The organism is Nocardia sp. NPDC002869, assembly GCF_046764065.1.
GTDB lineage: Bacteria > Actinomycetota > Actinomycetes > Mycobacteriales > Mycobacteriaceae > Nocardia > Nocardia rhamnosiphila.
Genome location: NZ_JBKOOL010000008.1, coordinates 43,598 through 69,344, shown reverse-complemented (window position 1 = coordinate 69,344; position 25,747 = coordinate 43,598). Strand labels below are relative to the sequence as shown.

Here is a 25,747-nt window from a genome sequence, read left to right as displayed (position 1 = left end):
GCATGCCGCTTCCAGGGGGGTGCCGTGGTCGATGAGTTCGCGGGCGCGGGCGGCGATGCGCAGTTGGTAGCGGGAGTAGCGGCGGTGCCCGCCGGCGGAGCGTTGCGGGGTGATCAGGTTCGCCTCGTCCAGGGTGCGCAGGAATGCTTGGGTGGTGCCGAGCATGTCCGCGGCCCGGCCCATGGTGTAGGCGGGGTAGTCGTCATCGTCGAACTTCTCGTTCGCGGTCGTGGGTTCAGGAATCAGGGGGTCTCCAGACGCCGAAGTGCCCCGGCGCCGCTGGCGCCGGGGCACTGAAAGGGGGAATTACTTCGTCTTCCGACATGTAACCGAAACGTCGGCGATCACCCCAACCACAGATCTTCGTGGGTGACCCGACGGGCAACGCCTCCCTTCTCCTCACGGTGTTACTTCATCTTCTTTCCGTGCAACTTCACTTGCTTCCCGGCGGGCGGTAGGACCGTTATACATGCTGGTCCCGTGGCCGCGCCTGCCGGTCTTACTTCACGGGCAGTTCATCATCTCCCGTGCCGTATGGACACTTCCTTCACTTCCAACGACACAGAAACTACCCCACACCATCGCAAATGTCTACTGCTGCCACTGCAGAGTTTCTGGATTCGATTCACCGCCCGAAGATCTCCCGTCGGGCCACTCCGCCGAGTCATTGGCCCACTCCCCACCAGCGCCATTCGGCATAGACCCTCGCGCCTGCACGCCAACGGGGCACCGATGTCATGGGAGTCCCACCAGAATGTCAGTGTGCGCAACCCCTGGTTCCAACTGGAGCCGCCGAAAACGGGCCGTTGAGGACTGATCGCAGACTGCTCCTGCCGCCGGAACCCGCCAGGTGGCGTCACAATTCGCGGAGACCAAGATTTCTGACGCAGAGGCGGTGTCGAGATTCACCGAACAACGGTGTCGTGCTTCACGGATAGAACCAGGAACTCACCCTGAGGCCGAGAGCCAGGTCATGACGAGCGTTTGGCCTGGTCGACGTCCTTGTCCGCAGTGCGGGCGGGGAGTTCGTGAGCGGTGAGGAGCAGGTGGTCGAAGCGGGTGCGGGTCTGCACCGCCACGCCACCGAACTCGGTGAGGCCATCGACGAGCTTCTCGGCCAGGACCCGCACCTTGGTGTTGGTTTCCTGCGACCGCCACACCAGTACATCGAATGCTTTCTCGGCCGTGATCGCATACATCGCCATCACCGCGCCCTTGGCTTGTTCGATCACCGACCGTGCTTCCACGATCTCGGGCATCGCCTCGTCGATCACCTGGGTGCGGATGCTGGCCGCAGTGTCGGAGACATCGATGTAGAAGCCCATGGTGCCGATCGAGGCGCCGGACCCGTCGCGCATCTGATCGCTCACCACCAGAATATGGTGCTCGGCGCCGCCGGCATCGAGGATGCGGTGCCGGGAACAGTAGGGCCGCCCGGCCTCCACGACCGCCGACAGCACGTCGGCGACCTGATCCCGATCATCGGGGTGTTTATGTTTCAGCAGAAGCTCGACGGTCAGTTCGACTTCGCCGGGGCTGTAGCCGTGCAAGGCAGCGACTTCGTCGGACCACTCCCAGCGCTGCCCGTCGGCATAGAACCAGAAACCCCCCACACGCTGCGGTGCAGGGCTGGGGTTCGGCTGGTCGGTCATAGAGTCTTCTCGATCACGACCCCAGTATTGCCAGTGCCCCGAGCGGCCGATCGCGCGACCTGGGCAAGGCCCGCAAGCCCGCCACGGCGCGGGCTTCTTGCTTCCCGGGACCCCATCCGCGATGGCGGCGGCCATCGAGTGTTTATCCGATTCATGAACGGCTAGTTCGCTGGGGCCGGAGGGGGTTAACCAGTCAGCTCCCTTCGGCCTATCGTCGGCCGGAAACAGGCGACTGCTCTCGGCCTACAGCCCGGGTCGTCATCCTCGAATCCATTCCCCACCAGTGCAGTCGACATGGATCGGTGTTGGCCCAGGCACTGCGGCCGCACGCTGTTCGGCACGTTCACGGATCGCACAGGTCGGCCCGATCCCCTCGGCGATCGAGCGCGGTGAGAGAAGCCACCCCTTTGCGGCGGCGGCAAAGAGCCACCAGCTTCACGGCGGGCCGTTCGTCGGTGTCGGCCATCTTTCTCCTCCGGCCAGGTCGGCTACGCCGTGAGGATCGCACGCCACTCCGACACCCACCGGCCCCGTGGATCGGGCCGGGTGGTGTCAGTCGCTGGTGTCCACCTTCGACAAGGCTCCCAGCGGCATGGAGAAGGGGTATCTACCGGCAGCGGAGTCGTCTACCGACTCGATCACCGCCCGGCCCTCGTCGGGATCGACCTCGCGCACCACGAAGATCGACGCACCGGACTCACCGATGCGGACCTGGTCGCCGATTTCGATCATGAACAGGAGTTTACTCGCAAGTATGTTCGAATCCTGGAACGACGAGTTCTCCGCTCCCCTGCGGCGTGTCCTGGACCCACCGACCCCGGTCCTGGTGGACCTGACCGTCGTCCTCGCCGCCGAACCGGGCTACCGTCGCGACACCATCTCGATGCGCACCAAGACTGCCGGCCTGGACACCACCGCCACCGTGCCCGGCCTGCTCTATGCCTGGGCCAGATCCGTGACCGGCGGCTGGATCGGATACGTACATCTCGCCATCCCGACCGGCAACCGCGGCGGCGGCTATGTCGGAACCCGCCAATGGTGCCCCGCCCACGCGCTGACAAGGAACGAGACCCCGCAGCCCTGACCGGCCAGGTCAGAACAGTATGAGCACGCTACGGCCGGGGGATGCCGTGGACAGGCCCGACTCAGCGCGGGCGTGCCACGTTCTGGGGGAACTGACCCTCTACGTTGCCTGCCGGGTTGTAGAGAGCGACGGCGGCGGTGTAGCCGCCCACCGAGGCGTACCCGATACCGAGTCGGGTGCTGGCCTTCCACACCAACTGCGTGAAATGACCCGTCGTCGCACCGAACCCGGGGCGGTTGAAGTCGTAGTTCTTGACCTCGTCGTACCACACCTTCGTGCCCAGCTCGACAAAGGTGACACCGTCCCAGCTGCCCGCTCCCCCGACGAGGTTCTCCCCGGCCCCGTTCTTGTAGGGGCAGGTGTGATCGATCGTTTTCTTGGCGGCGTAGTACTGCGCGCATTTCTGGGCCTGGGTGTTCAGGTTCTGGGTCAAGGTCATGGCCGGGGAGCCGTGCTTGGCCCGGTACTGGTTGTGCAGGGTGAGCCCGGTCTGCGCGTAATCGCTCTGTCCGGCGGCAGGGCCCCCGCCGGTGACGAGCGCGGCGAGCATCACCGCGGCAATAACCGATACCAATCGACGGACACGCACGACGACCTCCGAAGCAGAGCAGGACACAACAGAAACGAACCACACGGTCCTCGGAACCCCCACGAGCCGTGAGCGTTTCGGGACCTGGTGAGCATACTCGGGCTCGCTGCGCTGCTCCTCGAATCCCCCGAACGGGCACCACTGTCCTGCTTCCCAGCCGGATGAAGGAACTCGGCCGACTGGCTCCAACGGGGCGCTCCCCGGCCCGGGCCGGGGACCATCTGTCCCGGTCCACCGGCGGTCGGTTTGCCCGACGCCGAGTCCCCTACTGGGCGCGTGGATCGGGAATGACGGTGGTGCCTGCATGGTTGTGAATCGCGTGGATATCGTAGAAAAATCGTAGAAAGCGGGGGTAGACCCCACGGATGTGCAGGTCAACGGTGGGATAGGCTTTGTCGGTCATGAAGTCGGCTTTCCCGGGTGCTGTCAGCGGTGTGCCCACGACGGTCTACCTCGATCATGCGGCGACCACACCGATGCTGCCCGCCGCGGTTGAGGCGATGACGGCTGCCTTCGCGCAAGTCGGGAACGCGTCCTCGCTGCACGGCTCGGGCCGGGCGGCCCGGCGGCGGCTGGAGGAGTCGCGCGAATCGATCGCCGCGGATCTCGGCGCCCGCCCCTCCGAGGTCATCCTCTGTTCCGGCGGAACCGAGAGCGACAATCTCGCGGTCAAAGGGATTTACTGGGCCCGGCGGGCGGCGGACCCGCGCTGTAACCGGATCCTGGCCGCCTCCGTCGAGCACCACGCGGTGCTCGACGCCGTGGAATGGCTGGAGCGGCACGAGGGCGCCCGGGTCACCTGGTTGCCGGTGGACGCCGAGGGAATCGTCTCCCCGGAGACGCTGCGCACCGAACTGGCCGCGCATCCCGGCGAGATCGCGCTGGTCACCGTGATGTGGGCCAACAACGAGGTCGGGGCGATCCAGCCGATCCGGGAGCTGGCCGAGATCGCGCGGGACGCCGGAGTACCGATGCACAGCGACGCGGTCCAGGCCGCCGCGCAGTTGCCGATCGATTTCGGTGCCGCCGGGCTCGCCGCCGCGAGTTTCGCCGGGCACAAACTGGGCGGGCCGCACGGCGTCGGCGTCCTGCTGCTCGGCCGCCAGGTGGGTTGTGCGCCGCTGCTGCACGGCGGTGGCCACGAACGGGACCTGCGCTCGGGGACCTCGGATGTCGCGGCGGTGGCCGGGCTGGCCGCGGCCCTGCGGCAGACCGTGGCCGAGATGCCGGCCCGGTCCGCGGAACTGTCCGGCCTGCGCGACGACCTGATCGCGGGCGTGCGGCAGGCCGTCCCGGACGCGATACTCAACGGACCCGACGACGACCGGCGGCTGCCCGGTAACGCGCACTTCACCTTCCCCGGCTGCGAGGGTGATTCGCTGCTGATGCTGCTGGATGCCGCGGGAATCGAATGTTCGACCGGTTCGGCGTGCACGGCCGGGGTGGCCTCGCCCAGTCATGTACTGGTCGCGATGGGTGTCGGGGCCCGTGAAGCGCGGGGGTCGCTGCGGTTTTCCCTTGGACACACCTCGCAGCGGTCCGATATAGAAGCAGTACTGGAAGTGCTGCCGCAGGTGGTGGAACGAGCCAGGGCCGCGGGTCTGGCCGGTGCGAGAGGAGGTGCGTAGCGTATGCGAGTGCTCGCCGCGATGAGTGGTGGAGTCGATTCCGCGGTGGCGGCGGCACGGGCCGTCGACGCCGGGCACGAGGTGGTCGGAGTGCATCTGGCGCTGTCGAGTGCGCCCGGTACGTTGCGCACCGGATCGCGCGGCTGCTGTTCGAAGGAGGACGCGGGCGACGCCCGCCGGGCCGCCGATGTGCTCGGCATCCCCTTCTACGTCTGGGATTTCGCGGACCGTTTCAAAGAAGACGTGATCGACGACTTCGTCGAGTCCTACGCGGCGGGGGAGACACCCAACCCCTGCCTGCGCTGCAACGAGAAGATCAAGTTCTCGGCGCTCGCCGATCGGGCCGTGGCGCTCGGTTTCGACGCGGTGGTCACCGGCCACTACGCCCGGCTCGCCGACGGTGTGCTGCGCCGGGCGGTCGATGCGGACAAGGACCAGTCCTATGTTCTCGCGGTGCTGACCGCCGAGCAGCTGTCGCGGGCCATGTTCCCGGTGGGGGATACGCCCAAGCCGCAGATCCGTGCCGAGGCGGCCGAACGGGGCCTCGCGGTCGCGAACAAGCCGGACAGCCACGACATCTGCTTCATCCCGTCCGGGGACACCCGGGCGTTCCTGGGCGCGAAGATCGGGATCCGCCCCGGCGCCATCGTCGACTCGGGCGGCGCGGAGCTGGGCCGGCACGAGGGCGTGCACGGATTCACCATCGGCCAGCGCAAGGGTCTGGGTCTGCCCGGGCCGGGCCCCGACGGCAAACCGCGCTACGTCACCGATATCGATCCCGACTCGGGCACCGTGCGTGTCGGCTCGGCCGACGATCTGCTGGTGTGGTCCATCGAGGCCGACCGGGCCATCTGGACCGGCGGCGCGGCACCCACCGAACCGTTCGACTGCGTGGTGCAGGTCCGCGCGCACGGCGGCACCGCGCCCGCGACGGCCGAGGCGGTCGGCGACGGTCTCGCGGTGCGGCTGCGCGAACCGCTCAGCGGGGTTGCGCGGGGGCAGGCCGTGGTGCTGTACCGGCCCGACAGCGCGGGCGACACGGTGCTCGGCAGCGGCACCATCACCGCGACCGCGCGTACCGCGCCGGCGGGCGTACCACGATGAACCTGTCCGGTCTCCCGGCCGGGATCGCTACGGGGGTGGGGTCGTGGCCGGGCACCGATCCCCGGGAAGTCGCGACGGTGATCGTCGGCGAGCTGACCGGTCTGCCGCATCTGGTGGAACTACCGGCCCGCGGCGTGGGCGCCGATATGGTCGGGCGGGCTTCGGCGCTGCTCGTGGATATGCGGTTCGACACCACCCCGCGCGGCTACCGCCTGGCCGCCCGGCCGGGTTCGGTCTCGCGGCGTGCGAGTGATCTGCTGCGGACCGATCTGGACGCGCTCCAGGAAGCCTGGGAGAACGCCGGGCTGCGCGGATCCGGCCGCCCGGTGAAGGTGCAGGCCGCCGGGCCGCTGACCCTCGCCGCGCAGGTGGAACTGGCCGGTGGGCACCGGGTACTGACCGATCGGGGCGCGGTACGCGATCTGGCCGAATCGCTGGCCGAGGGCTTGGCCGCGCATATCGCCGAGGTCGGGTCGCGGCTCGAGGCCGAGGTGGTGCTGCAGCTGGACGAACCGTCGCTGGGCGCCGTACTGGCCGGCTCGCTGCGTGGGGCGAGTGTGCTGAACACGGTTGCGGCCGTACCGGAGCCGGAAGCACTGGCGATCCTGGAAACGGTGCTGGCGCCCCAGGGCGTACCCACGATGGTGCACAGTTGCGCGAGCCCGCCGCCACTGGCCTTCCTGGGGCAGACGTCCGCGGCCGCGCTGGGGTTCGATCTGGCCGCGGTATCGGGTACCGCCCGTCTGGACGCACTGGGGGAGGCGCTGGACGGGGGCAAACACCTGGTTCTCGGGCTGGTGCCCACCACGCGCCCCGCGGCCGCGGTGACCTGGCGCGAGATCGCCGAACCGGGCGCCCGGCTGGTCGATCGGCTCGGTTTCCCGCGCGCCGGCCTGGCGCGGCGGGTGATGGTGAGTCCCGCCTGTGGTCTCGCGGCGGCACCGCTGAGCTGGGCCCGGGACGCGCTGCGCCTGACCGTCGACACCGCGAAGGCCTTCGCGCAGGACCCGGAGTCTCTCGTCGCCGGGTGATGCCGATCGGGCGTCGAGCGCTCGTCGCCGGGTGGTTCCGACGGCTCCGTTCGCGGCCGCTGCCACATCGCGGCAGGTATCCCGTCACCCGGACCGGCCCCGCCGCGGCGAAACGAGCGACGAAACCGCGACTTGCCGGCGGTGCGCGGGCGATGAAACCGCGACTGGTTACCGGTGCGCGGGTGATCGGGGAGCGAACACTTCGGGTAGGGCTGCCGACCGGCGGTCCGCTGTCACAGGCCTGCCGGCCATAGCGGGCCCCGGTGTGCCGGGAATACCGGGCGACGTGCGGTAACAGTGCTCGGGGGTGTCGGTGGGCTGGACTACCCTGCGAGATGTGAGTGACACCGTTGGCCCCATCGAACAGGACGATGTCCGCGGAGCAGCCGCTCCCGCCCCGGCCGCCGGCGAAGAGCGGGTGCGCTGGCAGGAGCTCGCCGATACGGTGCGCGAGCATCAGTTCCGCTACTACGTGCGGGACGCGCCGATCATCTCCGACGGCGAATTCGACACGCTGTTCCAGCAGCTGCTGGCGCTGGAGGAACGCCATCCCGACCTGCGCACGCCCGATTCGCCGACGCAGCTGGTGGGCGGTGGTTTCGCCACCGATTTCACCCCGGTGGATCATCTCGAGCGGATGTTGTCGCTGGACAATGTGTTCTCCGCGGCGGATATGCGCGCCTGGGCGGCCCGCGTCGAGGAGGAGACCGGTCCGGACCTGCACTATCTGTGTGAGGTGAAGATCGACGGGGTGGCATTGAACCTGGTGTACCGCAACGGGAAACTGGAGCGCGGCGCCACCCGGGGCGACGGGCGTACGGGCGAGGACGTCACCCTCAATGCCCGCACCATCGAGGACATCCCGCGCGAACTGAACGCCGATACCGAGTTCCCGATCCCGGACCTGCTGGAAGTGCGCGGTGAGGTGTACTTCCGGCTGGAGGATTTCGAAACGCTCAATGCGGCGATCGTGGCCGAGGGCAAACCGCCGTACGCCAACCCGCGCAACACCGCGGCCGGTTCGCTGCGCCAGAAGGACCCCTCGGTCACGGCGCGGCGGCGATTGCGGATGATCTGCCACGGGCTCGGCCGCACCGAGGGTTTCACGCCGCGGTCCCAGCACGAGGCCTACCGCGCGCTGGCGGCCTGGGGTCTGCCGGTCTCCGCGCACACCCGGCTGGTGCAGGGGGTGGATGCGGTACTCGAGCGGATCTCCTACTGGGCCGAGCACCGCCACGATATCGAGCACGAGATCGACGGCCTGGTGGTGAAGGTCGACGAACTGTCGCTGCAGCGGCGGCTCGGCGCCACCTCGCGGGCTCCGCGCTGGGCGATCGCCTACAAGTACCCGCCCGAGGAGGCCACCACCACACTGCGCAATATCGCGGTGAACGTGGGCCGGACCGGCCGGGTCACCCCGTTCGCGATGATGGAGCCCGTCGTGATCGCCGGTTCCACCGTCTCCATGGCGACCCTGCACAATGCGGCCGAGGTCGTGCGCAAGGGGGTGCTGATCGGGGATACGGTCACCATCCGGAAGGCCGGGGACGTGATCCCGGAGGTGCTGGGTCCGGTGGTGGACGCCCGCACCGGCGACGAGCGGGCTTTCGTGATGCCCACCCACTGCCCCGAATGCGGGACCGAACTCGCGTACGAGAAAGAGGGCGACGCCGATATCCGCTGCCCCAACCAGCGGAGCTGTCCCGCCCAGCTGCGGGAGCGGGTGTTCCATGTGGCCGGTCGTGGCGCCTTCGATATCGAGGCGTTGGGTTACGAGGCGGCGATCGCGCTGCTGAACTCCGGCGCCATCACCGACGAGGGCGATCTGTTCGATCTCGACGCCGACCGTCTGCGCAATGTCGCGCTGTTCGTGAACAAGAACGGCAGCCTCTCGGCGAACGGCAACCGGCTGCTGAGCAATCTGGCCGCCGCCAAGGACCGGCCGCTGTGGCGGGTCCTGGTCGCGCTGTCGATCCGGCATGTCGGGCCGACCGCCGCGCGGGCGCTCGCGGCCGAATTCGGCAGTCTGGAACGGATCGAACAGGCATCGCTGGAGGAGCTGGCGGCCGCCGCGGGCGTCGGGCCGACCATCGCCACCGCCGTCGCGGAATGGTTCGCGGTCGACTGGCATCGCGCCATCGTGGACAAATGGCGGGCCGCGGGGGTGCGGATGGAGGACGAACGCGATGAATCCATCCCCCGCACGCTCGAGGGCCTGTCCATCGTGGTGACCGGCTCGCTGGAGGGATTCTCCCGCGACGGCGCCAAGGAAGCGATCCTGCTGCGCGGGGGTAAGGCCGCGGGGTCGGTATCGAAGAAGACGGCCTTCGTCGTCATCGGGGAATCGCCCGGGTCCAAGGCCGCCAAGGCCGAGGAACTCGGGGTGCCGATCCTGGACGAGGACGGGTTCCGCGTCCTGCTCGAATCCGGCCCGGACGCGGTCGGGTCCGGCCCGGCGGCGGAGGCCGAATCGGCGGAGTAACGGCACGGTCCGGGACACGACCGGTACCGATCCTGCGGGACCGGGTCCATACACGGCAGGATGGCGGGATGCTGCGCAGTTTTCGGGTGTCCAACCACAAATCGCTGGCGGATCTACAGGAATTGCGGTTGACCCGCGGCGTGACCGCGCCGGTTGCGGTGCCGGTGACCGCGGTGCACGGGGGCCCGGCCGCCGGTAAATCAAATCTGGTCGACGCCCTGGGGCATATGCGGGACGCGGTGCTGCACTCGGTGAGCGGCTGGGACCCCTACGCCGGCCCGGCCCGGGCTCCCCATGTCGCGCTGCCCGGGCAGCCGAGCGATTTCGAGGCCGTTTTCGTGGCCGAGGGCGTGCCCTACACCTACGGTTTCCGGTTGGACGCCGCCGATGTCGCCGCCGAATGGCTCTACAGCCATCCGCGGTCACGCAAGCGGATCGTTTTCGAACGCGAGGGTGAGGCGATCCGGGTCGGGCCGATGTTCGAGCCGGCGCGGTTCGGGATCACCGCGCTGGTGCCGCTGGTACGCCCGAACGCCCTGCTGCTGAGCCTGGCCGGGCAGATGTACGCCGAGGCGCTGGTCCCGGCCTACCGGTGGTTCGAGACCATGCTCGAGGTGTCGGCCGGTTCCGCCGATATCGCCTCGATCGAGCTGCGGCTGGGTTCGCATCTGTCGCGATCCACCGAGAACGCCGCCCGGCTACTGACCCTGCTGCAATCCGCGGACCTCGGTATCACCGATCTGCTGATCGCCCAGAACGACTCCGGCTACGCCGACTACCTGCGCGATCTCGACGCCGATATCGCCGTACTCGGGGAACAGATCGATCGCGCGGCCGGTTCGGCGGCCTATACCGCACAGCTGGAACAGGACAGCGGTGTGAACGCCACTCAGCTGGCCCGCGAGCTGACCAATATGCGCAATGCGCGCGATGCGCTCTATACCCGGATGGTCGGGCGGCACGGTGTCGGGCTGCGGCTCGTACACACCGATGTGGAGCCCGTTTTCACCCTGGCCGAGGAATCCTCGGCGACCCGGGCGCTGCTGCGGTTGCTACCGATACTGCTCGACTCGCTCGACGCGGGGAAAGTGCTCGTGGTCGACGATATCGGCGCGCGGCTGACGGTGGAGGAGACCGACCGGCTCGTGCAGCTGTTCCAGAATCCGGAAACCAATACGCGCGGTGCGCAACTGGTGTACACCACCGGTGACAGGGCACTGGTGGACCGGGGAAACGGCCGCTCCGCGCGGACCCGCACCAGTGTCTGGACCGTCCGGCGTTCCGCGGGCGGTGCCAGTACTCTCACGGTGTCCTGAATCCCGGCCGCCGCGGGGCGGCGACCGGGATCCGGTACTACTGGCTGGGTTCCGGCAGGTTGCAGCCCATCTTCGGGTTGAGGCCGACGTAATTGAGTGGACCGGCCACCACGGTCACCGCCAGCGTCGCGAAGTGGGAGCACTGCTCCGGTGGATCGTTGAAATAGCCCCGTTGCCACGCGGCGATGATGCCCGCCACGAACCAGACCAGTACTACGAGGCTTGCTACTCGGCTACCCATTGCACCTGCTCGAATCGTTGATTCCGGCATGACGATCGCTTCCTTCCATGTCCGGTGGATCTGAAATACCCCGTCCCGCACGACTCATGCGCGGACGCGTCCGTCTCACAGAAGTGATGGTCAGCGGGCCGGGCGGCCGAATTTTCGCCGTCGCAGCGTCATTCGGCCGAACAAGTCACCGGTGCGGAAAGGCAGGAGCCCGGCCGCGATGCAGGCTGTCCCGGTGCGCGGCCGGCGAGCCGGATTTCATCAGCCGCGGGCCCAGGACGTCCCGTCCGGGCGGGCCGGGAACGGGCCCCGTGACATGCCCGGGCGCCGCCACGGCGACCTCCCGCGGGAGTGGTGTGCGCCACCGAATCGCGACGCCCCGGGCGTCGGCGGCCGGCGCGACGCCGCGGGGCCTAGCATGGTGGGGTGTTCGAACTGGCGATGCTGGCGATCATGGTGGCCGCACTGGCGGGAATGCTCGTGCTGGTGTTCCGCGGGCGGCGGGGTGGGCGTATGCCCGCGGACGCGGAGATCGGTTCGCTGTATCTGACGGGGGTGAGTCCGCGCCCCGAGGCGATGGGCGAGCAGTTCGTCACGGTCACCGGGAATCTGTCCGGGCCGTCCGAGCCGGGGAAGGTGGTCTACGGGCGCATGGTGTGGGATGCCGCCTATTGGCCGTCGGTCGGGGACACGCTCACCGTCGCCTATCCGCCGGGTAGGCCGGATCGGTGGCGCATCGTCGAGCCGGGCGCCGACCGGTAGTTCATCGCCGGCGGGATTCAGCCCAGGACGGTGGCGACGATTCCGGCGAGGTAGCCCAGCCGCGCGATCTCCGAGGGGCGGAAATCGGGCCCGCCGGGACGGCCGAGCAGGAGCGCCTTGCTGGAGGGTCCGAGCGGCGCGGCGGCCAGTTTGGTGTCCATATCGCGCCAGATCTCGGGGACCCAGTCGGCGTTGCCGTCGAGCGCGGTCGGTTTCTGCAGCGGCATCCACGGCACCGACGCCGCCTGGGTCTGCGGCGCGCTCTGACTGCCCACCACGCGGTAGGCGCCGTGCGTCCCCATGTCCAGGACGGTGCTCCAACCGACCCGCAGCACTCGCGGGACCCCGTCGACCAGCACCTGGAGCCGATCGTCGCGGGCGTTGGCCACATTGTCGATCAGTTCGAGCTCGCGATGGGTGTCGAGCACGCCGGAGTAGGGACGGATGGAATCGACGCGGACATCGCCGAGCGATTCCGCGGCGGTGATGAGGGTGTCGGGCAGGGCGTTGGGGGCGATCTCGACCACGAGATCGTCGACCGCGTAGCCGGCACCACGCTCCACCACGTCCAGGGAAAGGATATCGGCGCCGACCGTTCCCAACGCTACGGCTAGCGACCCGAGGCTTCCCGGACGATCCGGAAGTTGCACGCGGAGCAGATAAGACACGTGCGTTTCCCTTTCCTTCTGTGGCCGAGGCTTACAACGAATACCCGGTCTGCCCATCCTTACACCCATTGCCGGGGGTTATCGAGTCGAATTGTGCGCCCGGAACGAGGGTCACAGGTGTCGAATGGTGTGAAATGCGTAACTTTCGAATTTCCGCGTGGCCCGCGGCCCGCTCCGGCGGAACCCTCGCGCGGACCGGTGGCCGCGGCCCGCGCGGCCTGCCGGGTAGCCCGGTCCGGCCACACCATTAGGCTGTTCGATGCTTGTGATCCGCAGTCCAAACTATCGCCGAAAGGGGTTCGCGGTGACCGCCATCTCCCGCGACGAGGTCGCACACCTCGCCCGGCTGTCCAGGCTCGCCCTGTCCGAGGACGAACTCGACCAGTTCGCCGGGCAGCTGGATTCGATCCTCAGCCATGTGCGGACCATCTCCGAGGTCGCCGCCGCCGATGTCCCGGCCACCGCGTCGCCGGATCCGGTGACGAACGTGACCCGCCCCGACGAGGTCCGCCCCGGTCTCACTCCGGATCAGGCGCTGTCCGGCGCACCCGCCGCCGAGGAACAGCGGTTCCTGGTTCCGCAGATCCTGGGGGAGGCCGAATGAGCGCGAGCGAACTGACCCGGCTCGGCGCGGCCGACCTCGCGAGCCGCATCCACGGTGGCGAAGTCTCCTCGGTGGAGGTGACCCGGGCCCATCTGGACCGGATCGCCGAGGTCGACGGGGAGTACCACGCCTTCCTGCACGTCGCGGAAGAGCAGGCGCTCGCCGCCGCGGCCGAGGTGGACGCCGCCCTGTCCGCCGGTGCGGTGCCCGCCTCGCCGCTGGCGGGGGTGCCGCTGGCGCTCAAGGACGTGTTCACCACGACCGATATGCCCACCACCTGCGCGTCGAAGATCCTCGAGAACTGGGTCGCGCCCTACGACGCCACGCTGACCACCCGGCTGCGGGCCGCCGGGATCCCGATCCTGGGCAAGACCAATATGGACGAGTTCGCGATGGGCTCCTCCACCGAGAACTCCGCCTACGGGCCGACCCACAACCCGTGGGACACCACCCGGATCCCCGGCGGCTCCGGCGGCGGTTCGGCGGCGGCGCTGGCGTCCTATCAGGCGCCGCTGGCCATCGGCACCGACACCGGCGGCTCGATCCGGCAGCCGGCCGCGGTCACCGCGACCGTCGGCACCAAGCCCACCTACGGCACCGTGTCCCGGTACGGACTCGTCGCCTGCGCGTCCTCCCTCGACCAGGGCGGCCCGTGCGGCCGGACGGTGCTGGACACCGCTCTGCTGCACGAGGTGATCGCCGGACACGATCCGCGCGATTCCACCTCCCGTGACGTCGCGGTCCCGGCCGTGGTCGACGCTGCCCGGAAGGGCGCGTCGGGCGATCTGCGCGGGGTGAAGATCGGGGTGGTGAAGGAACTGCACTCCGACAGCTACCAGCACGGTGTGCTCGCCTCCTTCGACGCCGCGGTCGGCGTGCTGAAGGATCTGGGCGCCGAAGTGGTCGAGGTGTCCTGCCCGCATTTCGAGTACGCCCTGGCGTCCTACTATCTGATCCTGCCCAGCGAGGTCTCCTCCAACCTGGCCCGGTTCGATGCCATGCGCTACGGCCTGCGGGTGGCCGACGACGGTCATCACAGCGCCGAGCAGGTCATGGCCGCGACCCGCGCCGCCGGATTCGGTCCGGAGGTCAAACGACGGATCATGATCGGCACCTACGCGCTCTCGGCGGGCTACTACGACGCCTACTACGGCCAGGCGCTCAAGGTCCGCACGCTGATCGCGCGTGATTTCGACAAGGCCTACGAGCAGGTGGACGTGCTGGTCTCCCCGACCAGTCCGTTCACGCCGTGGAAGCTGGGCGAGAAGGTCGACGATCCGCTGGCCATGTACCTGTCCGATCTGTGCACCCTGCCCACCAACCTGGCCGGGCATCCGGCCATGTCGGTCCCGTCCGGACTGAGCGGCGACGACGGGATGCCGGTGGGTCTGCAGATCATGGCGCCGGCGCTGGCCGACGACCGGTTGTACCGGGTGGGTGCGGCCTATGAGGCGGCCCGCGGCGATATCGCCTGATACCGATCCGCCGGGAGCGGCGAGAGTTCACCGAGGGCGGTGGTCCGAACGGGCCACCGCCCTCGGTGTTCCTGGGCGGATCAGCGGGCGTGCCGCCGCTCGGCTTCCCGTTCGACCGCGGTGGTCATCCCGGGGAACCCCTTCTCGAATCCGCGCCCGAACAGCAGGCCGACCAGTGGGGCGAGCCAGCCGTCGAGTTCGAAATGGGATTCGTAGCGGGTGCGGTCACCGGCCAGCGGGGTCAGCGTGTGCGAGCGTTTGCTGCGCAGCGCGCCGAGGGGGATCGGTTTCATGGAGTAGCTGAATTCCCGGCCCGCGGTGACGCTGCGGATCCATTCGCGCATCCGGATCGGCCGGGGGGCGAGCTGCTCGACCCTCATATCGATCGGCGCACCGACCGTCAGCTCCGCCCGGCAACGGCTGATGAACGGATTCCAGTCGCCGTACCGGTCGAAATCGGTGAGTACCGACCACACCACCTCGGCAGGAGCGTCCACCTCGACCACATCGTCCACAACAAGCACGTCCCCAAATTAGAACGTGTTTCAAGTCGGGTCAACCGTGGTCAGCCGGTCCGGGCGAGTGGCGGCGTGGCGGTCGGCAACAGCTGCACCCCGGTCGGAAACGCGGGGTCGGGTGGGGCGGCCGTGGGCCGGGGCGTGAAGCCGGGCAACCATCGGGCATACGGCAGCAGGAGACGGGTGAACGCGGGCCGCGGCAGGCCGGTGGCAAGGCCGGGCCGCACGGCGCCGACCGGGATGCGGACACCGGGTGCCGTCGTGCGCCGGATCCGCCGGTGCAGGCGGCGGATCCCGAAGACCAGGGCGGCCATCGTCGCCAGGCCGAGCGCGACCGCGCGCAGCAGCCAGGGCCGGGTCGGATGGTCCGTGGCGGCCTGGGCCGCCACCTGGCTCAAAGTCTCCACCACCGGGACCCCGTAGTGCTGCCGGCGCGAATTCAACTCCACCGCGGTGGCCGCGATCCCGGCCAGCGTCTCACAGCGGGTGCGCACCACCGGTTCGGTATGCGTTTCGCAGGCCTGGTGCAGCCGGACGCTCAACGTCCGGTCCAGGGCCTGCCGGGCCCACGGCCCCAGCGGGGCGCCGGTGCGATCGGCGTACCGCAGCAGGTCGTACCCGAGGTCGTGTGCCATACAGGCGGTATCGAATTCCGGTGGCAGCTCGACCGGTGAGGAACAACTGCCGTCCGGAGCCACGAGCACGCCCTGCCGGACGACGGGCTGGTAGCCGATCCGGTCCGCGAAATCCCGCGGGATGGCCGCCACGGTGTCCACCACCGCGTCACCCGAGGTCAGGTCCACCACCGCCAGCCCGGCCGGCGCCGTGACCGAACCGTCGATACCGACGGCCTCGGAGGTCGGCGCCGGCACGGCGGTGATCACCAGACCGAACAGCGCGGCACCGGTGAACGCCGGCAGCGAGATCCGCCGGAACCGGCGCCGGGGCCGGCGCGGGTGATCGTTACGGGGTGAAGCCATGGTGGGACACCTTAAGCGTTACGGAGTGATGGGCCCGCACGGCAGGTCCCGCTCCCGATAGCCACGACCGCCGCGGTGGCAGCCCGCATCCGGCCGGCAAACCCGGCGCCGCGACGGTAGCGGAGTGTGTCACGCCGGACCGCAGCCGGGCAGCGCGGTCCCCTGATCGGTGTCGTACCGGTGGCCGTGTCCCGGTGGCGCGCCGAGGGCGCCCAGCAGGTCCGCGGTGGTCTGTAGGAAACCGGCCACGGGCAGCCAGGGCGGGGTGGGCGCGTCGCGGCGGGTGGCGGTGAGGTCCGGCGGCCGCCACAGCAGGTCGAATGACCAGTGCACGACCGGGTCGGACGTATTGGCCAGTACCGCGGTGCGCGCACCGGGCGCGGGCCCACCGCCGCCGGGCATCCCGGCCCACAGCGCCGAACACACCCGGCGATTCTGCTCGGCGGCGCCCGCGAACACCGTGCTACCGCCGAGCGCGCCGAGGCTCTGTCCGTACAGGTGCAGCCGGGGCGGATCCGGCACCGTGGCGATGTGCTGTTCGACGGCGGTGACCAGCGCCCGCGCCGAGGCCGTCGCCGCGTCCCGGCCGAAGACGAAGGTGGCCCAGCTCGGCGCGTACGAGTACTGCAACGCGACCACCGCCACATCGCCGCCGAATCGGGTATCGAAACCCTGCAGTGCCCGCGCGTCCACCCAGCCCGATCCGGTGGGCACGGCGATCACCAGATCGGAGCGGTCGAAGCCACCGGCCCGATCCAGTTCCCGGACCGCCAGCTCGGCGCGCCCGGCCAGGTCCGGCGCCGAGCGGAGTCCGATATAGACCCGGACCGCGCCCGGCGGTCCGGCGGTGACGAACCGCTGCCCCTCGCGCCCCAGCGTCGACCAGTCCACCATCGACGCGGCGCTCCCGGACCGGGTCACCGCCACCGGCCGGACCAGGCCCGGGTCGGCGGTGGCATTCGCGGCGGCATAGGTCCGGTCGCTCCAGCCCACCGCCGCGGGGACCGCGCACAGGGCCATCGGCAGCCCCGCGACCACCATCATCACCAGCGCCCGCGACCAGCCGATCCGCCGGAGCGACCGGCCGCACCCGCGGACCACCACCACGGTCGCGACGGCGAGCAGGGTCGCGCCGACCGCCCACCCCACCCAGTGGCCCGGGCCGGTCGGCGCCACATCCATCGCCGACCGGAGTATGTGCTGCCAGCGTGCGGCGTGCACCACCGCGCCGAGAACGCCGGCCGCGGTGGCCGCGAAGACCAGGCGCCGGACTCGCGGTGTGGCGACCGGGGCGCGCCCCGCGGTGTACCGGATCACGAGATGGATGAGCCGCGCGATACCCAGCGCCACGACCACGGTCACCGCGGTGAGTACGGCCTGCGCGGCCGCGGCCCGGGGCAGCAGGCCGGGCGCCAGGGACACCGCGGTTCCGGCACCGACGGCGAGTGTGGTCGCTACGGGTGGCCAATGCCGCGGTAGCCGGGTACGGAGGTATCCGAGCGGGCCCTTGCTAGACCGGGATTGCGCCGGTGTCGGGACGTGATCGGCCGGATCGGTGCGGGGGCGGGGTAGCGCGGGTGCCGGAACGTTATCGGTCGGTTCGGTGCGAGGGCGGGGCCGCGAGCGAGCCGGGACATCGTCGGATCGGCCGGTGCGGGGTACAGATGGTGCCGCGAAGTCGTCGGGTAGTAGGTCGGTGCGGGGGCGTGGCGGGGAGAGTGCCGGGACGCTTTCGGACAGGCCGGCGGAAGGGCGGGGCTGCGCGGGCGCCGGCACTTCGTCGAGTCGGCCGAAGAGAGGTTCCGCCGCTGCCGGGACGCTCCCGGGCGTGCCGGTGCGAGGCGGTGGCGGGGTGTCGTCGGCAGCGTCGGGGCGGGTTGGTGACCGAAAAAGCGACGGGACATTCCCGGGTGTGCCGGTGCGAGTCCGAGACCGGCCGGGGGTCGGGATGTCGGTGGGTAGGCCGGTGTGGGGCCGAGACCGGCCGGGGGTCGGGATGTCGTCCGGTTGGCCGGTGTGGGGCCGTGGCCGGCCGGGTGTCGGGATGTCGTCCGGTTGGCCGGTGTGGGGCCGTGGCCGGCCGGGTGTCGGGATGTCGTCCGGTTGGCCGGTGTGGGGCCGTGGCCGGGCAGGTGTCGGGACGTCGTCGGGTCGATCGGTGTGGAGCTGTGGCCGGGCGGGTGCCGTGGCGTGGCCGGGCAGGCCGGTGCGGGGCCCGGGGCGCGACGGGTTCTGGACGGGTACGGCTGTGGTCGTGTCAGACATGGGAACCCCCGGCGACGGCGTGGTACGGGCGGATCGGACGGCGGGTTCCGGCCGCCGGGAGCAGCGGCGCGGCGACCGGTCGGCGCAGGAACAGGACGGCCGTGGCGAGCAGGAGCAGGCCGCAGATCCGGGGCAGCCACGCGGTGACGGCGCCGGCCAGGGGAAAGTCCTCAACGACCGGTACGCCGTAGTCCTGCCGCATCGAATTGAGATCAACGGCGATCTCGGCGGCCTCGGCCATCACGGCGCAGCGGGCGCGCGGCAGCGGCTGCGGCCGCTGCGCGCACGCGGTGTGCATCCGTTCGGCGAGGGTCCGGTCCAGCTCCTGCCGGGCCCAGGGGCCGAGCGGGGCGCCGGTGCGGTCGGCGTACCGCAGCAGGTCGTAGCCGAGGTCGTGGGCCTTGCAGGCGGTATCGAACTCCGCCGGCAGCGGTACCGGGGAGGAACACGACCCGTGCGGCGCGACCAGCATCCCGTCGACCCGCGCCGGGGCGTAGCCGGCCACCGCGCGGAAATCCGCGGGTATCGCGGCGACCGTTCCCGGGGTGGTGAGCGCGCGTACCGCCGCCGCGGCGACCGGCCGGGGTGCGGGACCGGCGGCATCGGCCGCGGGCGCCGACAGCAGGGATACCGCCGCGGCGAAGCCGGCCGCGGCGGTCGCCGCGCGCCGCGCGGTCTGCGGGGACAGCCGGGCCGGGCGGCGCACGGCATTGTTCGAGACAGCCATGGCCGAGGACGTTATGAACGGAAGGCGGTCGCGGCCGTCCCGCTCGGGTGGGGTTTGCGCGCCGATCCCGGAACCTACGCCGGTACGGGGCTAGCCCCGGTGTACCGGCCGTAATTCACCCCACGGTATGAGGTGCGCCCGGGCCGGAGTTCCTAGTGTCGGGGGCATGAACGATACGAGCATCGCGGTGCCGGTGCGCCGGCGGCGGGGCCTGTGGGGCCTGATCGCCGGCCTGGGTCTGCGCTGGTGGCTCGACGCCGCCTCGGTCCTGACGGCGGTGACACTGTTCTCGGTGGCGTGGCCCACCCTGTTCCTCACTCACGACGTGCCCGCGCCGCTCGCGCCGCTGATCGCCGCGTTCGCCGCGCTGCCGGTATTGCTGATGAGCAGGAACGCGCTGCTGGGCTGGGCGGTCTCGGCGGGCTCGGCGCTGTTCATCGCGTTGGCCGTACCGAACCTGCCGGGGGAGGAGATCCCGGTCCAGGTGGTGCATATCGTCGCGCTGTACTTCCTGGTGTTCGCGGTGGCCCTGCGCTCGCCGCTGCAACTGGTCGCGGTGGTGTGGGGGGCGACCTCGCTGCTGCTGGGCGCGGCACTCTCGGCCGAGGGGATCGACGCCGACCCGTGGGCCTGGCCGGTCTCCCTGGGCGGGCTGGTCTTCGTGGCGCTGCTGGTGCGGTCGCTGATCCGCTCCCGGACCGAGCTGAGCAAGCAGACCGAACTCAGCGATCTGGAACGGGCGCGCCGCACGATTCTCGAGGAGAAGGCGCGCATCGCGCGCGACCTGCACGATGTGGTGGCCCACCATATGTCGCTGGTGGTCGTGCAGGCGCAGACCGCGCCCTACCGGGTGGAGGGTGTGAACGACGCCGCGCGCGCCGAGTTCGAATCGATCGGCGCCACCGCCCGGGAGGCACTGAACGAGATCCGCGGGCTGCTCGGTGTACTGCGCAGCGACGGACAGCTCGCCGAGCACACGCCGCAACCGACCGCCGCCGACCTGGAAGCGCTGTTCATCGGTGCGGCCCGTGCCGGGGTGGATCTCTCCTGGTCGGTCGACGGAACCCTGGCCGCGATCCCGGATATCGTCGGTTCCGCGCTGTATCGGATCGTCCAGGAATCGCTGGCCAATACCGGTCGGCACGCCCCCGGCGCACCGGTGCGGGTGACGATCTCCTGTACGGGCGAGATCGACCTCACCGTGGTCAACGGCCGGGGCAGCGGTGCCCCCGGCGGCGGTACGGGCGGGCACGGTATCCCGGGTATGCAGGCGCGCGCGCTCGCCGTCGGCGGCCGGGTCGACGCGGGACCCGCCGCCGACGGCGGATTCCGGGTCCACGCTCGGTTGCCGCTCGCGCCCGTCGCGGAGTTCGCGCTGCCCGCCGCCGCGCCCGGTGCGCGCTGACCCCGGAGGTTTCGGTGGCGTCCCGCGCCGCCGGATGGCACCGCGGGCGAGAGCAATACCGTGTGCGGCGGCGGTCTTCGCCGCCGGACACTCGGCGCACGCCGGTTTCATCCGGGAATTAAGCTGGGCCCGTGGCAATAACCGTGTTGATCGCCGACGATCAGGCCATGGTGCGGCAGGGATTCGGAGCATTGCTCGCCGCCCAACCCGATATCAGTGTCGTCGGCGACGCGCCCAACGGAAAAGTGGCGGTCGCCGAATCGGCGCGGTTGCGACCCGATGTGGTGCTGATGGATGTGCGTATGCCGGAGATGAACGGGCTCGACGCGGCCCGCTCGATTCTGGGGGCCGGATTCGATCCTCCGGTACGCGTGCTCATGCTCACCACCTTCGATATCGACGACTACGTGTACGAGGCCCTCGGGATCGGCGCCAGTGGATTCCTGCTCAAGGACGCCCCGGCCGAGGAACTGGTGCGGGCGGTGCGGGTCGTCGCCGCCGGGGAGGCGCTGCTCGCGCCGACCGTCACCCGCCGGCTCATCGCGGAAGTGACCACCCGCCGCGCGGCCCGGCGCGCCCCCGCCCCGGCGCTGGCCTCACTGACCCCGCGCGAACGGGAGATACTCGAACTCATCGCCCGCGGTATGTCGAATACCGAAATCGCCACGGCGCTGTTCATCGCCGAGCAGACGGTCAAAACACATGTGTCCAAGGTCTTCACCAAATTGGATCTGCGCGACCGCGCGCAAGCCGTGGTGCTGTCCTATGAATCCGGGTTGGTCACCCCCGGCTGAACGGACTGTCAGGTATTCCATGAAGTGCCCTGATTCCCGTTGTCACGGGGGAAACGGCGCGCTGTGCCCGGTAGGCTCACCAGTCTGTCGGTCGCCTGAAGGGGGTCGTGTTGCTCAACAACGGTGACGTGTTCGCCGGGTTCACCGTCGAGCGGTTGCTCGGCGAAGGCGGAATGGGCGCCGTATATCTGGCCCGGCATCCCCGGCTCGGGAAACAGACCGCGTTGAAGCTGCTCAAACCGGAACTGTTCGCCGACGCCGCGATCCGCACCCGGTTCGAACGGGAAGCCGATCTCGCTGCCGCGCTCGACCATCCGAGCATCGTCACGGTCTACGACCGGGGCGTGGAGGGCGATCACCTGTGGATGTGTATGCAGTACATCGATGGCGCCGATGCCGGCACGGTCAATCCGCTGGCCCTGGCTCCGGAGAAAGCGGTCCAGATCATTGCCGGCGTGGCCGACGCGCTCGATTACGCGCACGGTATGGGGGTTCTGCACCGTGATGTGAAACCGTCCAATATCCTGCTCGCCCGCGCCAATCCCGGGCAGGGTGAGCGCGTTTTCCTCACCGATTTCGGATTGGCCCGGTTACGCGCGGAAACAGTGCGGTTGACCCAGACCGGTATGTTCACCGCCACCCTCGCCTTCGCCTCGCCGGAACAGATGACCGGCGGCGACATGGACGGCCGATCGGATCAGTATTCGCTGGCCTGCGCGCTGTACTGGCTGCTCACCGGAATGGCGCCGTTCGATTCACCCAACCCCGCCGACATCATCCACGGCAATCTGCAACTCGCCCCGCCGCCGCTGGCGGTGAAACGCCCGGGGCTGCCGCCGGGACTGGATCCGGTGCTGGCGAAGGCGATGGCCAAACATCCCGGTCACCGGTACCGCACCTGCGTCGAGTTCGCGCGGGCCGCCGAGCAGGCGCTCGCCGCCCCGGCGCCCACCCAGAACTATGCGCCGCCGGCCGAGGCGAGCGGTCCGGGAACGGTGTATCCCGGTGCGGCGGGCAATTATTCGGCCGTTCCCGGCGTTGCGTCGGCGCCGACGGGTCCGCCCGGTGCGCCCGCGGGACCATCGGGAGCGCCCGCCGGACCACCGGGTGCGGTCGCGGGGGCGACCGGCGGTTACGCCGAGGGTGGATACGCGGGCGGCGCGGCCGCCCGCGCCGGTGCCGCGCTGCCGCCCGGTGCGCCGGGACCGGGCGTGGAACGCACCGGTGGCGTGACGACAGGTTCGGCCGGTGCGCCGGTGCGGGCGGGCGATGTCGAACACACCGGCGCCCAGCCGGTCGTGACCCCGCCGGGGCCGGCGGTGCGCCCGGGACCGGCCGTGGAACACACCGGCCCCGCCCGGGCGGCGCAGAGTGCGGGGGTCGAGCACACCGGGGGGATGCCCGTGCAGGCCGTGCCGCGACCTCCGGCGCCCGGGCAGTACCACGGCTATCACCCGGCTCCGGCCGCGCGCCGGCGCAGCCGGGCGCCGTGGATCGCGGTGGCCATCCTGATCCCGCTCATCGTGCTGGCCGTGATCGTGGCGGCCGTTCTGGTGGTGGTGGGCAGCAACGATTCCGGTTCCGGCGGTGCGCCGGACGCTACTCGACCCGCCACGCTCGAACGGGGCCCGACCGGTACCAGCGGTGAATCCGAGACCTCGCCGGGGACAGAACCGGGCGACCGCACCCGGCGGTTGTTCCCCACACTGCTGCCGCAAGGGTCGGAGCTGGACGGTTTCGGGTATCAGGACGCGCTGTGCAGTCAGTACGAGCCCGGTGAACAGATCCCGATACTCGAAGTGGTCCCGGTCTTCGACGAGATCCTGGAAACCCGCCCGTGGGAATCGATCTGGGACTGCCGGCAGCGCTCGCTGGAGGCCACCCGGCTCGACTACACGGTCATCACCTACCCGGACGCCGAGAACACCATGGAGGTGGTCGAGAGCCTGCCGCCCCACGATTCGGTCTCCGGTGCCAAGAGTGGGGAACCCTATACCGCGCATCGGTGGGAGGAACCCGGCGGTCGGGGCCGGTCCACCGCGAATATGGTGGTCGGTTTCGGCGCCGGAACCGATTCGCCCCGGAGCAATTCGCTGTTGTTCGTCCGCTACTGGGGTGCGGGAGCCCGCAGTGATATCGACCGGTGGTGGTCGGACGCCCCGCTGTGAACGCCGCCGCGCCGCGGGTGGGTCGTCCGCGCGGCCCGATCAGGCCACCGGCACGGGTGACGCCGTGCGCGCGTCGAGCACCGCGTAGAGCACGGGTTGTTCGGTTGCCAGCTCGAGCCGGGCCTCTTCGGCGGTCCAGCAGCGGCCCGGGTCGAGCTCCAGCTTGGCGTCCACATGGATGTTCCACCGATAGCGCAGCGCCGCAAGTACGCCCTGCGGCCCGCCGAACAGGCGGTCGAGATGCGGGATGTCGTCGAAGAGGTCCGGTCGCGCCGGATCGTGGGCAGCGCGGTCGAGGACGGTGTGCAGGATCTCGGTACGTAGGTGCTGATCTTCCCAAGACATGATCCGAGCCCTTTCGGTCGGGGGCCGGGTTTCGCCGGCCCGGTGGTACGGCGACCTCGTGTTCCACGCTAGGAATCCGGCGCCGGTAAATCGTCGTGCCGTGGACGTGAATCGCTGTCCTACCGTGGTCGGAGCCGGGAACCGGCCGTAGCAGGATGCCGCGCGGCCCCGGGGGTGCTTACCCTGGACAGATGAGTGAGAGCCGCCTCACACCGGTTGCCGCCGCGGGGGACCGTGCGCGGCCGCTGGGCGGTGGCGCGAGGGGCGGATCCGATCCGGACGCCCTGGAACCGCCGGTCACGACGACGGACCCGGCCCCGGAGGAAGCGGAAGCGGCGGTAAGGTCCGGACGGTGGGCCCGCAGCCGGCGCCGGCCGGGTGCTCTGCTCGCGAGACTGCTCCCCGGGGCCCCGCACCCGCTGCGCGAACTGCCCTTCGACTATCCGCCCAAGGTCGTGCTGTTCACCGATCTGGCGTTCTTCGTCATCGGCGTGGTGGCCTGTCTGCAGCGGCACGAGTACTTCCCCACCGCACTGCCGGTGATCGCGCTGGTGCTGCTGTTCGCGTCCGGCCCGATCTACGTGCTGTTCGGGATCGTGCCGCGGCCGCTGCCACTGTTCGCCGCCACGATGATCGCGGCGGCGCTGTTCTTCGTCCAGCCGGTGGACTCCGATTTCGCGCCCTTCGTGCTGATGGTCGGTATCGCCGAGATCGCGGCGATCGCCCCGAAGCGGCTGAGCATCCTGCTGGCGGTGGTCGCCGCGGCCGAACTGCTCGCCTTCGCCTTCGTCGGGGAGGCACTGTGGGGCGACCACTCGCTGCGTACCGGCTTCCCTATGTATGCGCTCGGGATCCTGCTCGGCTGGCTGGTGGGGGTGATGCTGCAGTATCAGCGCCTGTTCCTGTACCAGGAACGGGAGAACCAGAGCGCGCGCGCCGCGCAGGCCGCGGCCGCCGAACGCAACCGGATCGCGCGCGAAGTACACGATGTCATCGCCCATTCGCTCACCGTGACCCTGCTGCACGTGACGGCCGCCCGCCACGCACTGACCTCCGATCGCGATGTGGACGAGGCGGCCGACGCCCTCGTCGACGCCGAACGACTGGGCCGCCAGGCAATGGCCGATATCCGGCGCACGGTCGGCCTGCTGGATTCGGTGCCCTCGGCGGCCGGGGTCGAACCGGGCGCCGGTGATATCCCCGCCCTCGTCGACGACTTCGTCAACGCCGGCCTCACGGTGAACCGGCGTTTCACCGGCGATCTGTCCGGGGTGTCGGCGGCGGTCGGGCTTGCGCTCTATCGCGTCTGCCAGGAATCGCTGGCCAATATCGCCAAACACGCCCCGGGCGCGGACGTCGAGCTGAAGGTGGCCGTGGACGGCCGCTCGGCCGTCGTGCGCGTGCACAATACGATCCCGCGCGGCCTGCCCCCGCAGCTCGGCCGGGGGACCGGGGTCGCCGGTATGCGGCATCGGTCCGACGGGCTGGGCGGTCGCATCAGGGTCGGTCCGGAGGCCGGCGGGTGGCTCGTACGCGCGGAGTTCCCGCTGGACGAGCGTCCCGCGAGCGCCGCGGCCCCGAGCCGGGACCGGCTGCGCTGTCCGATCTCGGAGATCATCGCCGACCACGACCCTGGTCCCGGCCGCGGCGACGAACCGCGTCCGGCATGAGGGGCTGCGTCCGGCATGAGAGTCTGCGGCCGGGCCGGGCGACCGCGCGCGGCCCGGCGCGGGGGTCCGGCGGCCCGGCGTCGACGACGACCGGCCGGCCGAGTGCGGAGCCGCCGCCGGCGGCGACCGCGAACCCATGGGAGGAACGATGAGGCGATACCTCCGCCTTCGCTGCGGTCTCCGCGGTCCGCATGAACCTGTTCAGAAGGAGGAACTGTGATGCGATACCTCCGCCTTCGCTGTGGCGTCCG

26 protein-coding genes are annotated in these 25,747 nt (G+C 70.2%); 13 read left to right on the top strand and 13 right to left on the bottom strand.

The features are described 5' to 3' along the window. From ACLML9_RS02670 to ACLML9_RS02655, 4 genes are all read right to left on the bottom strand, one after another. The coding region (locus tag ACLML9_RS02670) for a helix-turn-helix domain-containing protein (RefSeq protein WP_411943945.1) at nucleotides 1-246 on the bottom strand (246 nt) is incomplete at its 3' end. Nucleotides 247-971: 725 nt separating this feature from the next. Continuing rightward, nucleotides 972-1,787 carry a PAS and ANTAR domain-containing protein gene (locus ACLML9_RS02665; protein WP_411943944.1) on the bottom strand — a complete coding sequence of 272 codons (816 nt, stop codon included), beginning with the start codon at nucleotides 1,785-1,787 and terminating at the stop codon, nucleotides 972-974. Nucleotides 1,788-1,995: 208 nt separating this feature from the next. Then, nucleotides 1,996-2,118, bottom strand: a complete 123-nt coding sequence (locus tag ACLML9_RS02660) for a hypothetical protein (protein WP_411943943.1) — start codon at nucleotides 2,116-2,118, stop codon at nucleotides 1,996-1,998. Between the two features lie 86 nt (nucleotides 2,119-2,204). Next, nucleotides 2,205-2,384, bottom strand: a complete 180-nt coding sequence (locus ACLML9_RS02655) for a hypothetical protein (protein ID WP_411943942.1) — start codon at nucleotides 2,382-2,384, stop codon at nucleotides 2,205-2,207. A gap of 22 nt (nucleotides 2,385-2,406) precedes the next feature. On the opposite strand from ACLML9_RS02655, the gene ACLML9_RS02650 reads away from it, so the two are divergent. Further along, nucleotides 2,407-2,736 carry a hypothetical protein gene (locus tag ACLML9_RS02650; RefSeq protein ID WP_411943941.1) on the top strand — a complete coding sequence of 110 codons (330 nt, stop codon included), beginning with the start codon at nucleotides 2,407-2,409 and terminating at the stop codon, nucleotides 2,734-2,736. Nucleotides 2,737-2,797: 61 nt separating this feature from the next. On the opposite strand, the gene ACLML9_RS02645 is transcribed toward ACLML9_RS02650, so the two are convergent. Together ACLML9_RS02645 and ACLML9_RS02640 are read right to left on the bottom strand one after the other, a co-directional pair. After that, nucleotides 2,798-3,325, bottom strand: coding sequence for a CAP family protein (locus ACLML9_RS02645; protein WP_411943940.1), 528 nt, complete (start codon nucleotides 3,323-3,325; stop codon nucleotides 2,798-2,800). Nucleotides 3,326-3,590: 265 nt separating this feature from the next. Beyond that, on the bottom strand, nucleotides 3,591-3,767 hold the full coding sequence (locus ACLML9_RS02640) for a hypothetical protein (RefSeq protein ID WP_411943948.1): 177 nt from the start codon (nucleotides 3,765-3,767) through the stop codon (nucleotides 3,591-3,593). Between ACLML9_RS02640 and ACLML9_RS02635 the strand changes: the two genes are divergently transcribed. The 5 genes from ACLML9_RS02635 to ACLML9_RS02615 all read left to right on the top strand — a co-directional run bounded on the left by ACLML9_RS02635 (nucleotide 3,727) and on the right by ACLML9_RS02615 (nucleotide 10,886). Further along, nucleotides 3,727-4,953 (top strand): cysteine desulfurase family protein, encoded by a 1,227-nt coding sequence (locus ACLML9_RS02635; RefSeq protein ID WP_411943939.1) that lies wholly within the window; start codon nucleotides 3,727-3,729, stop codon nucleotides 4,951-4,953. The two genes, ACLML9_RS02640 and ACLML9_RS02635, sit on opposite strands and share 41 nt — an antisense overlap. 3 nt (nucleotides 4,954-4,956) lie before the next feature. Further along, nucleotides 4,957-6,057, top strand: coding sequence for a tRNA 2-thiouridine(34) synthase MnmA (gene mnmA / locus ACLML9_RS02630; protein ID WP_411943938.1), 1,101 nt, complete (start codon nucleotides 4,957-4,959; stop codon nucleotides 6,055-6,057). Then, nucleotides 6,054-7,088 (top strand): methionine synthase, encoded by a 1,035-nt coding sequence (locus tag ACLML9_RS02625; protein WP_411943937.1) that lies wholly within the window; start codon nucleotides 6,054-6,056, stop codon nucleotides 7,086-7,088. The genes mnmA and ACLML9_RS02625 overlap by 4 nt, the downstream gene beginning before the upstream one ends. 337 nt (nucleotides 7,089-7,425) lie before the next feature. Next, nucleotides 7,426-9,570, top strand: a complete 2,145-nt coding sequence (ligA, locus tag ACLML9_RS02620; protein ID WP_411943936.1) for an NAD-dependent DNA ligase LigA — start codon at nucleotides 7,426-7,428, stop codon at nucleotides 9,568-9,570. Nucleotides 9,571-9,638: 68 nt separating this feature from the next. Continuing rightward, nucleotides 9,639-10,886 (top strand): AAA family ATPase, encoded by a 1,248-nt coding sequence (locus ACLML9_RS02615; RefSeq protein WP_411943935.1) that lies wholly within the window; start codon nucleotides 9,639-9,641, stop codon nucleotides 10,884-10,886. A 37-nt stretch (nucleotides 10,887-10,923) separates the two neighbouring features. Here ACLML9_RS02615 and ACLML9_RS02610 read toward each other — a convergent pair whose 3' ends face one another. Beyond that, nucleotides 10,924-11,127, bottom strand: a complete 204-nt coding sequence (locus ACLML9_RS02610) for a hypothetical protein (protein WP_411943934.1) — start codon at nucleotides 11,125-11,127, stop codon at nucleotides 10,924-10,926. Nucleotides 11,128-11,541: 414 nt separating this feature from the next. Between ACLML9_RS02610 and ACLML9_RS02605 the strand changes: the two genes are divergently transcribed. Next, nucleotides 11,542-11,877 (top strand): hypothetical protein, encoded by a 336-nt coding sequence (locus ACLML9_RS02605; RefSeq protein ID WP_411943933.1) that lies wholly within the window; start codon nucleotides 11,542-11,544, stop codon nucleotides 11,875-11,877. Between the two features lie 17 nt (nucleotides 11,878-11,894). On the opposite strand, the gene ACLML9_RS02600 is transcribed toward ACLML9_RS02605, so the two are convergent. Further along, nucleotides 11,895-12,545: an amino acid-binding protein gene (locus tag ACLML9_RS02600; RefSeq protein WP_039825984.1), complete on the bottom strand. Its 651-nt coding sequence runs from the start codon at nucleotides 12,543-12,545 to the stop codon at nucleotides 11,895-11,897. Between the two features lie 304 nt (nucleotides 12,546-12,849). Here ACLML9_RS02600 and gatC point away from each other — a divergent pair, with 304 nt between their 5' ends. Together gatC and gatA are read left to right on the top strand one after the other, a co-directional pair. Further along, a complete protein-coding gene (gene gatC, locus ACLML9_RS02595) occupies nucleotides 12,850-13,149 on the top strand; it encodes an Asp-tRNA(Asn)/Glu-tRNA(Gln) amidotransferase subunit GatC (protein ID WP_030521919.1) in 300 nt (99 codons plus the stop codon). Next, on the top strand, nucleotides 13,146-14,624 hold the full coding sequence (gene gatA / locus ACLML9_RS02590) for an Asp-tRNA(Asn)/Glu-tRNA(Gln) amidotransferase subunit GatA (protein ID WP_411943932.1): 1,479 nt from the start codon (nucleotides 13,146-13,148) through the stop codon (nucleotides 14,622-14,624). The genes gatC and gatA overlap by 4 nt, the downstream gene beginning before the upstream one ends. Nucleotides 14,625-14,704: 80 nt before the next feature. On the opposite strand, the gene ACLML9_RS02585 is transcribed toward gatA, so the two are convergent. The 4 genes from ACLML9_RS02585 to ACLML9_RS02570 all read right to left on the bottom strand — a co-directional run bounded on the left by ACLML9_RS02585 (nucleotide 14,705) and on the right by ACLML9_RS02570 (nucleotide 19,114). Further along, a complete protein-coding gene (locus tag ACLML9_RS02585) occupies nucleotides 14,705-15,148 on the bottom strand; it encodes an SRPBCC family protein (RefSeq protein ID WP_411943931.1) in 444 nt (147 codons plus the stop codon). Between the two features lie 41 nt (nucleotides 15,149-15,189). Then, on the bottom strand, nucleotides 15,190-16,122 hold the full coding sequence (locus tag ACLML9_RS02580; protein ID WP_411943930.1) for a hypothetical protein: 933 nt from the start codon (nucleotides 16,120-16,122) through the stop codon (nucleotides 15,190-15,192). 129 nt (nucleotides 16,123-16,251) lie between these two features. Beyond that, the gene (locus tag ACLML9_RS02575) at nucleotides 16,252-17,544 is read right to left on the bottom strand and encodes an alpha/beta-hydrolase family protein (protein ID WP_411943929.1); all 1,293 of its coding nucleotides are present in this window, start codon (nucleotides 17,542-17,544) and stop codon (nucleotides 16,252-16,254) included. Nucleotides 17,545-18,379: 835 nt separating this feature from the next. Further along, nucleotides 18,380-19,114, bottom strand: coding sequence for a hypothetical protein (locus ACLML9_RS02570; RefSeq protein ID WP_411943928.1), 735 nt, complete (start codon nucleotides 19,112-19,114; stop codon nucleotides 18,380-18,382). 166 nt (nucleotides 19,115-19,280) lie between these two features. On the opposite strand from ACLML9_RS02570, the gene ACLML9_RS02565 reads away from it, so the two are divergent. The 3 genes from ACLML9_RS02565 (at nucleotide 19,281) to ACLML9_RS02555 (ending at nucleotide 23,481) form a co-directional block, all read left to right on the top strand. Then, nucleotides 19,281-20,519, top strand: a complete 1,239-nt coding sequence (locus ACLML9_RS02565) for a sensor histidine kinase (protein ID WP_411943927.1) — start codon at nucleotides 19,281-19,283, stop codon at nucleotides 20,517-20,519. A 131-nt stretch (nucleotides 20,520-20,650) separates the two neighbouring features. Continuing rightward, complete coding sequence (locus tag ACLML9_RS02560; RefSeq protein WP_411943926.1) at nucleotides 20,651-21,313, top strand: response regulator; 663 nt, start codon at nucleotides 20,651-20,653, stop codon at nucleotides 21,311-21,313. A 107-nt stretch (nucleotides 21,314-21,420) separates the two neighbouring features. Further along, nucleotides 21,421-23,481 (top strand): protein kinase domain-containing protein, encoded by a 2,061-nt coding sequence (locus ACLML9_RS02555; protein ID WP_411943925.1) that lies wholly within the window; start codon nucleotides 21,421-21,423, stop codon nucleotides 23,479-23,481. Between the two features lie 39 nt (nucleotides 23,482-23,520). On the opposite strand, the gene ACLML9_RS02550 is transcribed toward ACLML9_RS02555, so the two are convergent. Next, complete coding sequence (locus tag ACLML9_RS02550; protein WP_265804409.1) at nucleotides 23,521-23,826, bottom strand: hypothetical protein; 306 nt, start codon at nucleotides 23,824-23,826, stop codon at nucleotides 23,521-23,523. 191 nt (nucleotides 23,827-24,017) lie between these two features. On the opposite strand from ACLML9_RS02550, the gene ACLML9_RS02545 reads away from it, so the two are divergent. Beyond that, nucleotides 24,018-25,496: a sensor histidine kinase gene (locus ACLML9_RS02545; protein ID WP_411943924.1), complete on the top strand. Its 1,479-nt coding sequence runs from the start codon at nucleotides 24,018-24,020 to the stop codon at nucleotides 25,494-25,496. The last annotated feature ends 251 nt before the right edge of the window (nucleotides 25,497-25,747 follow it).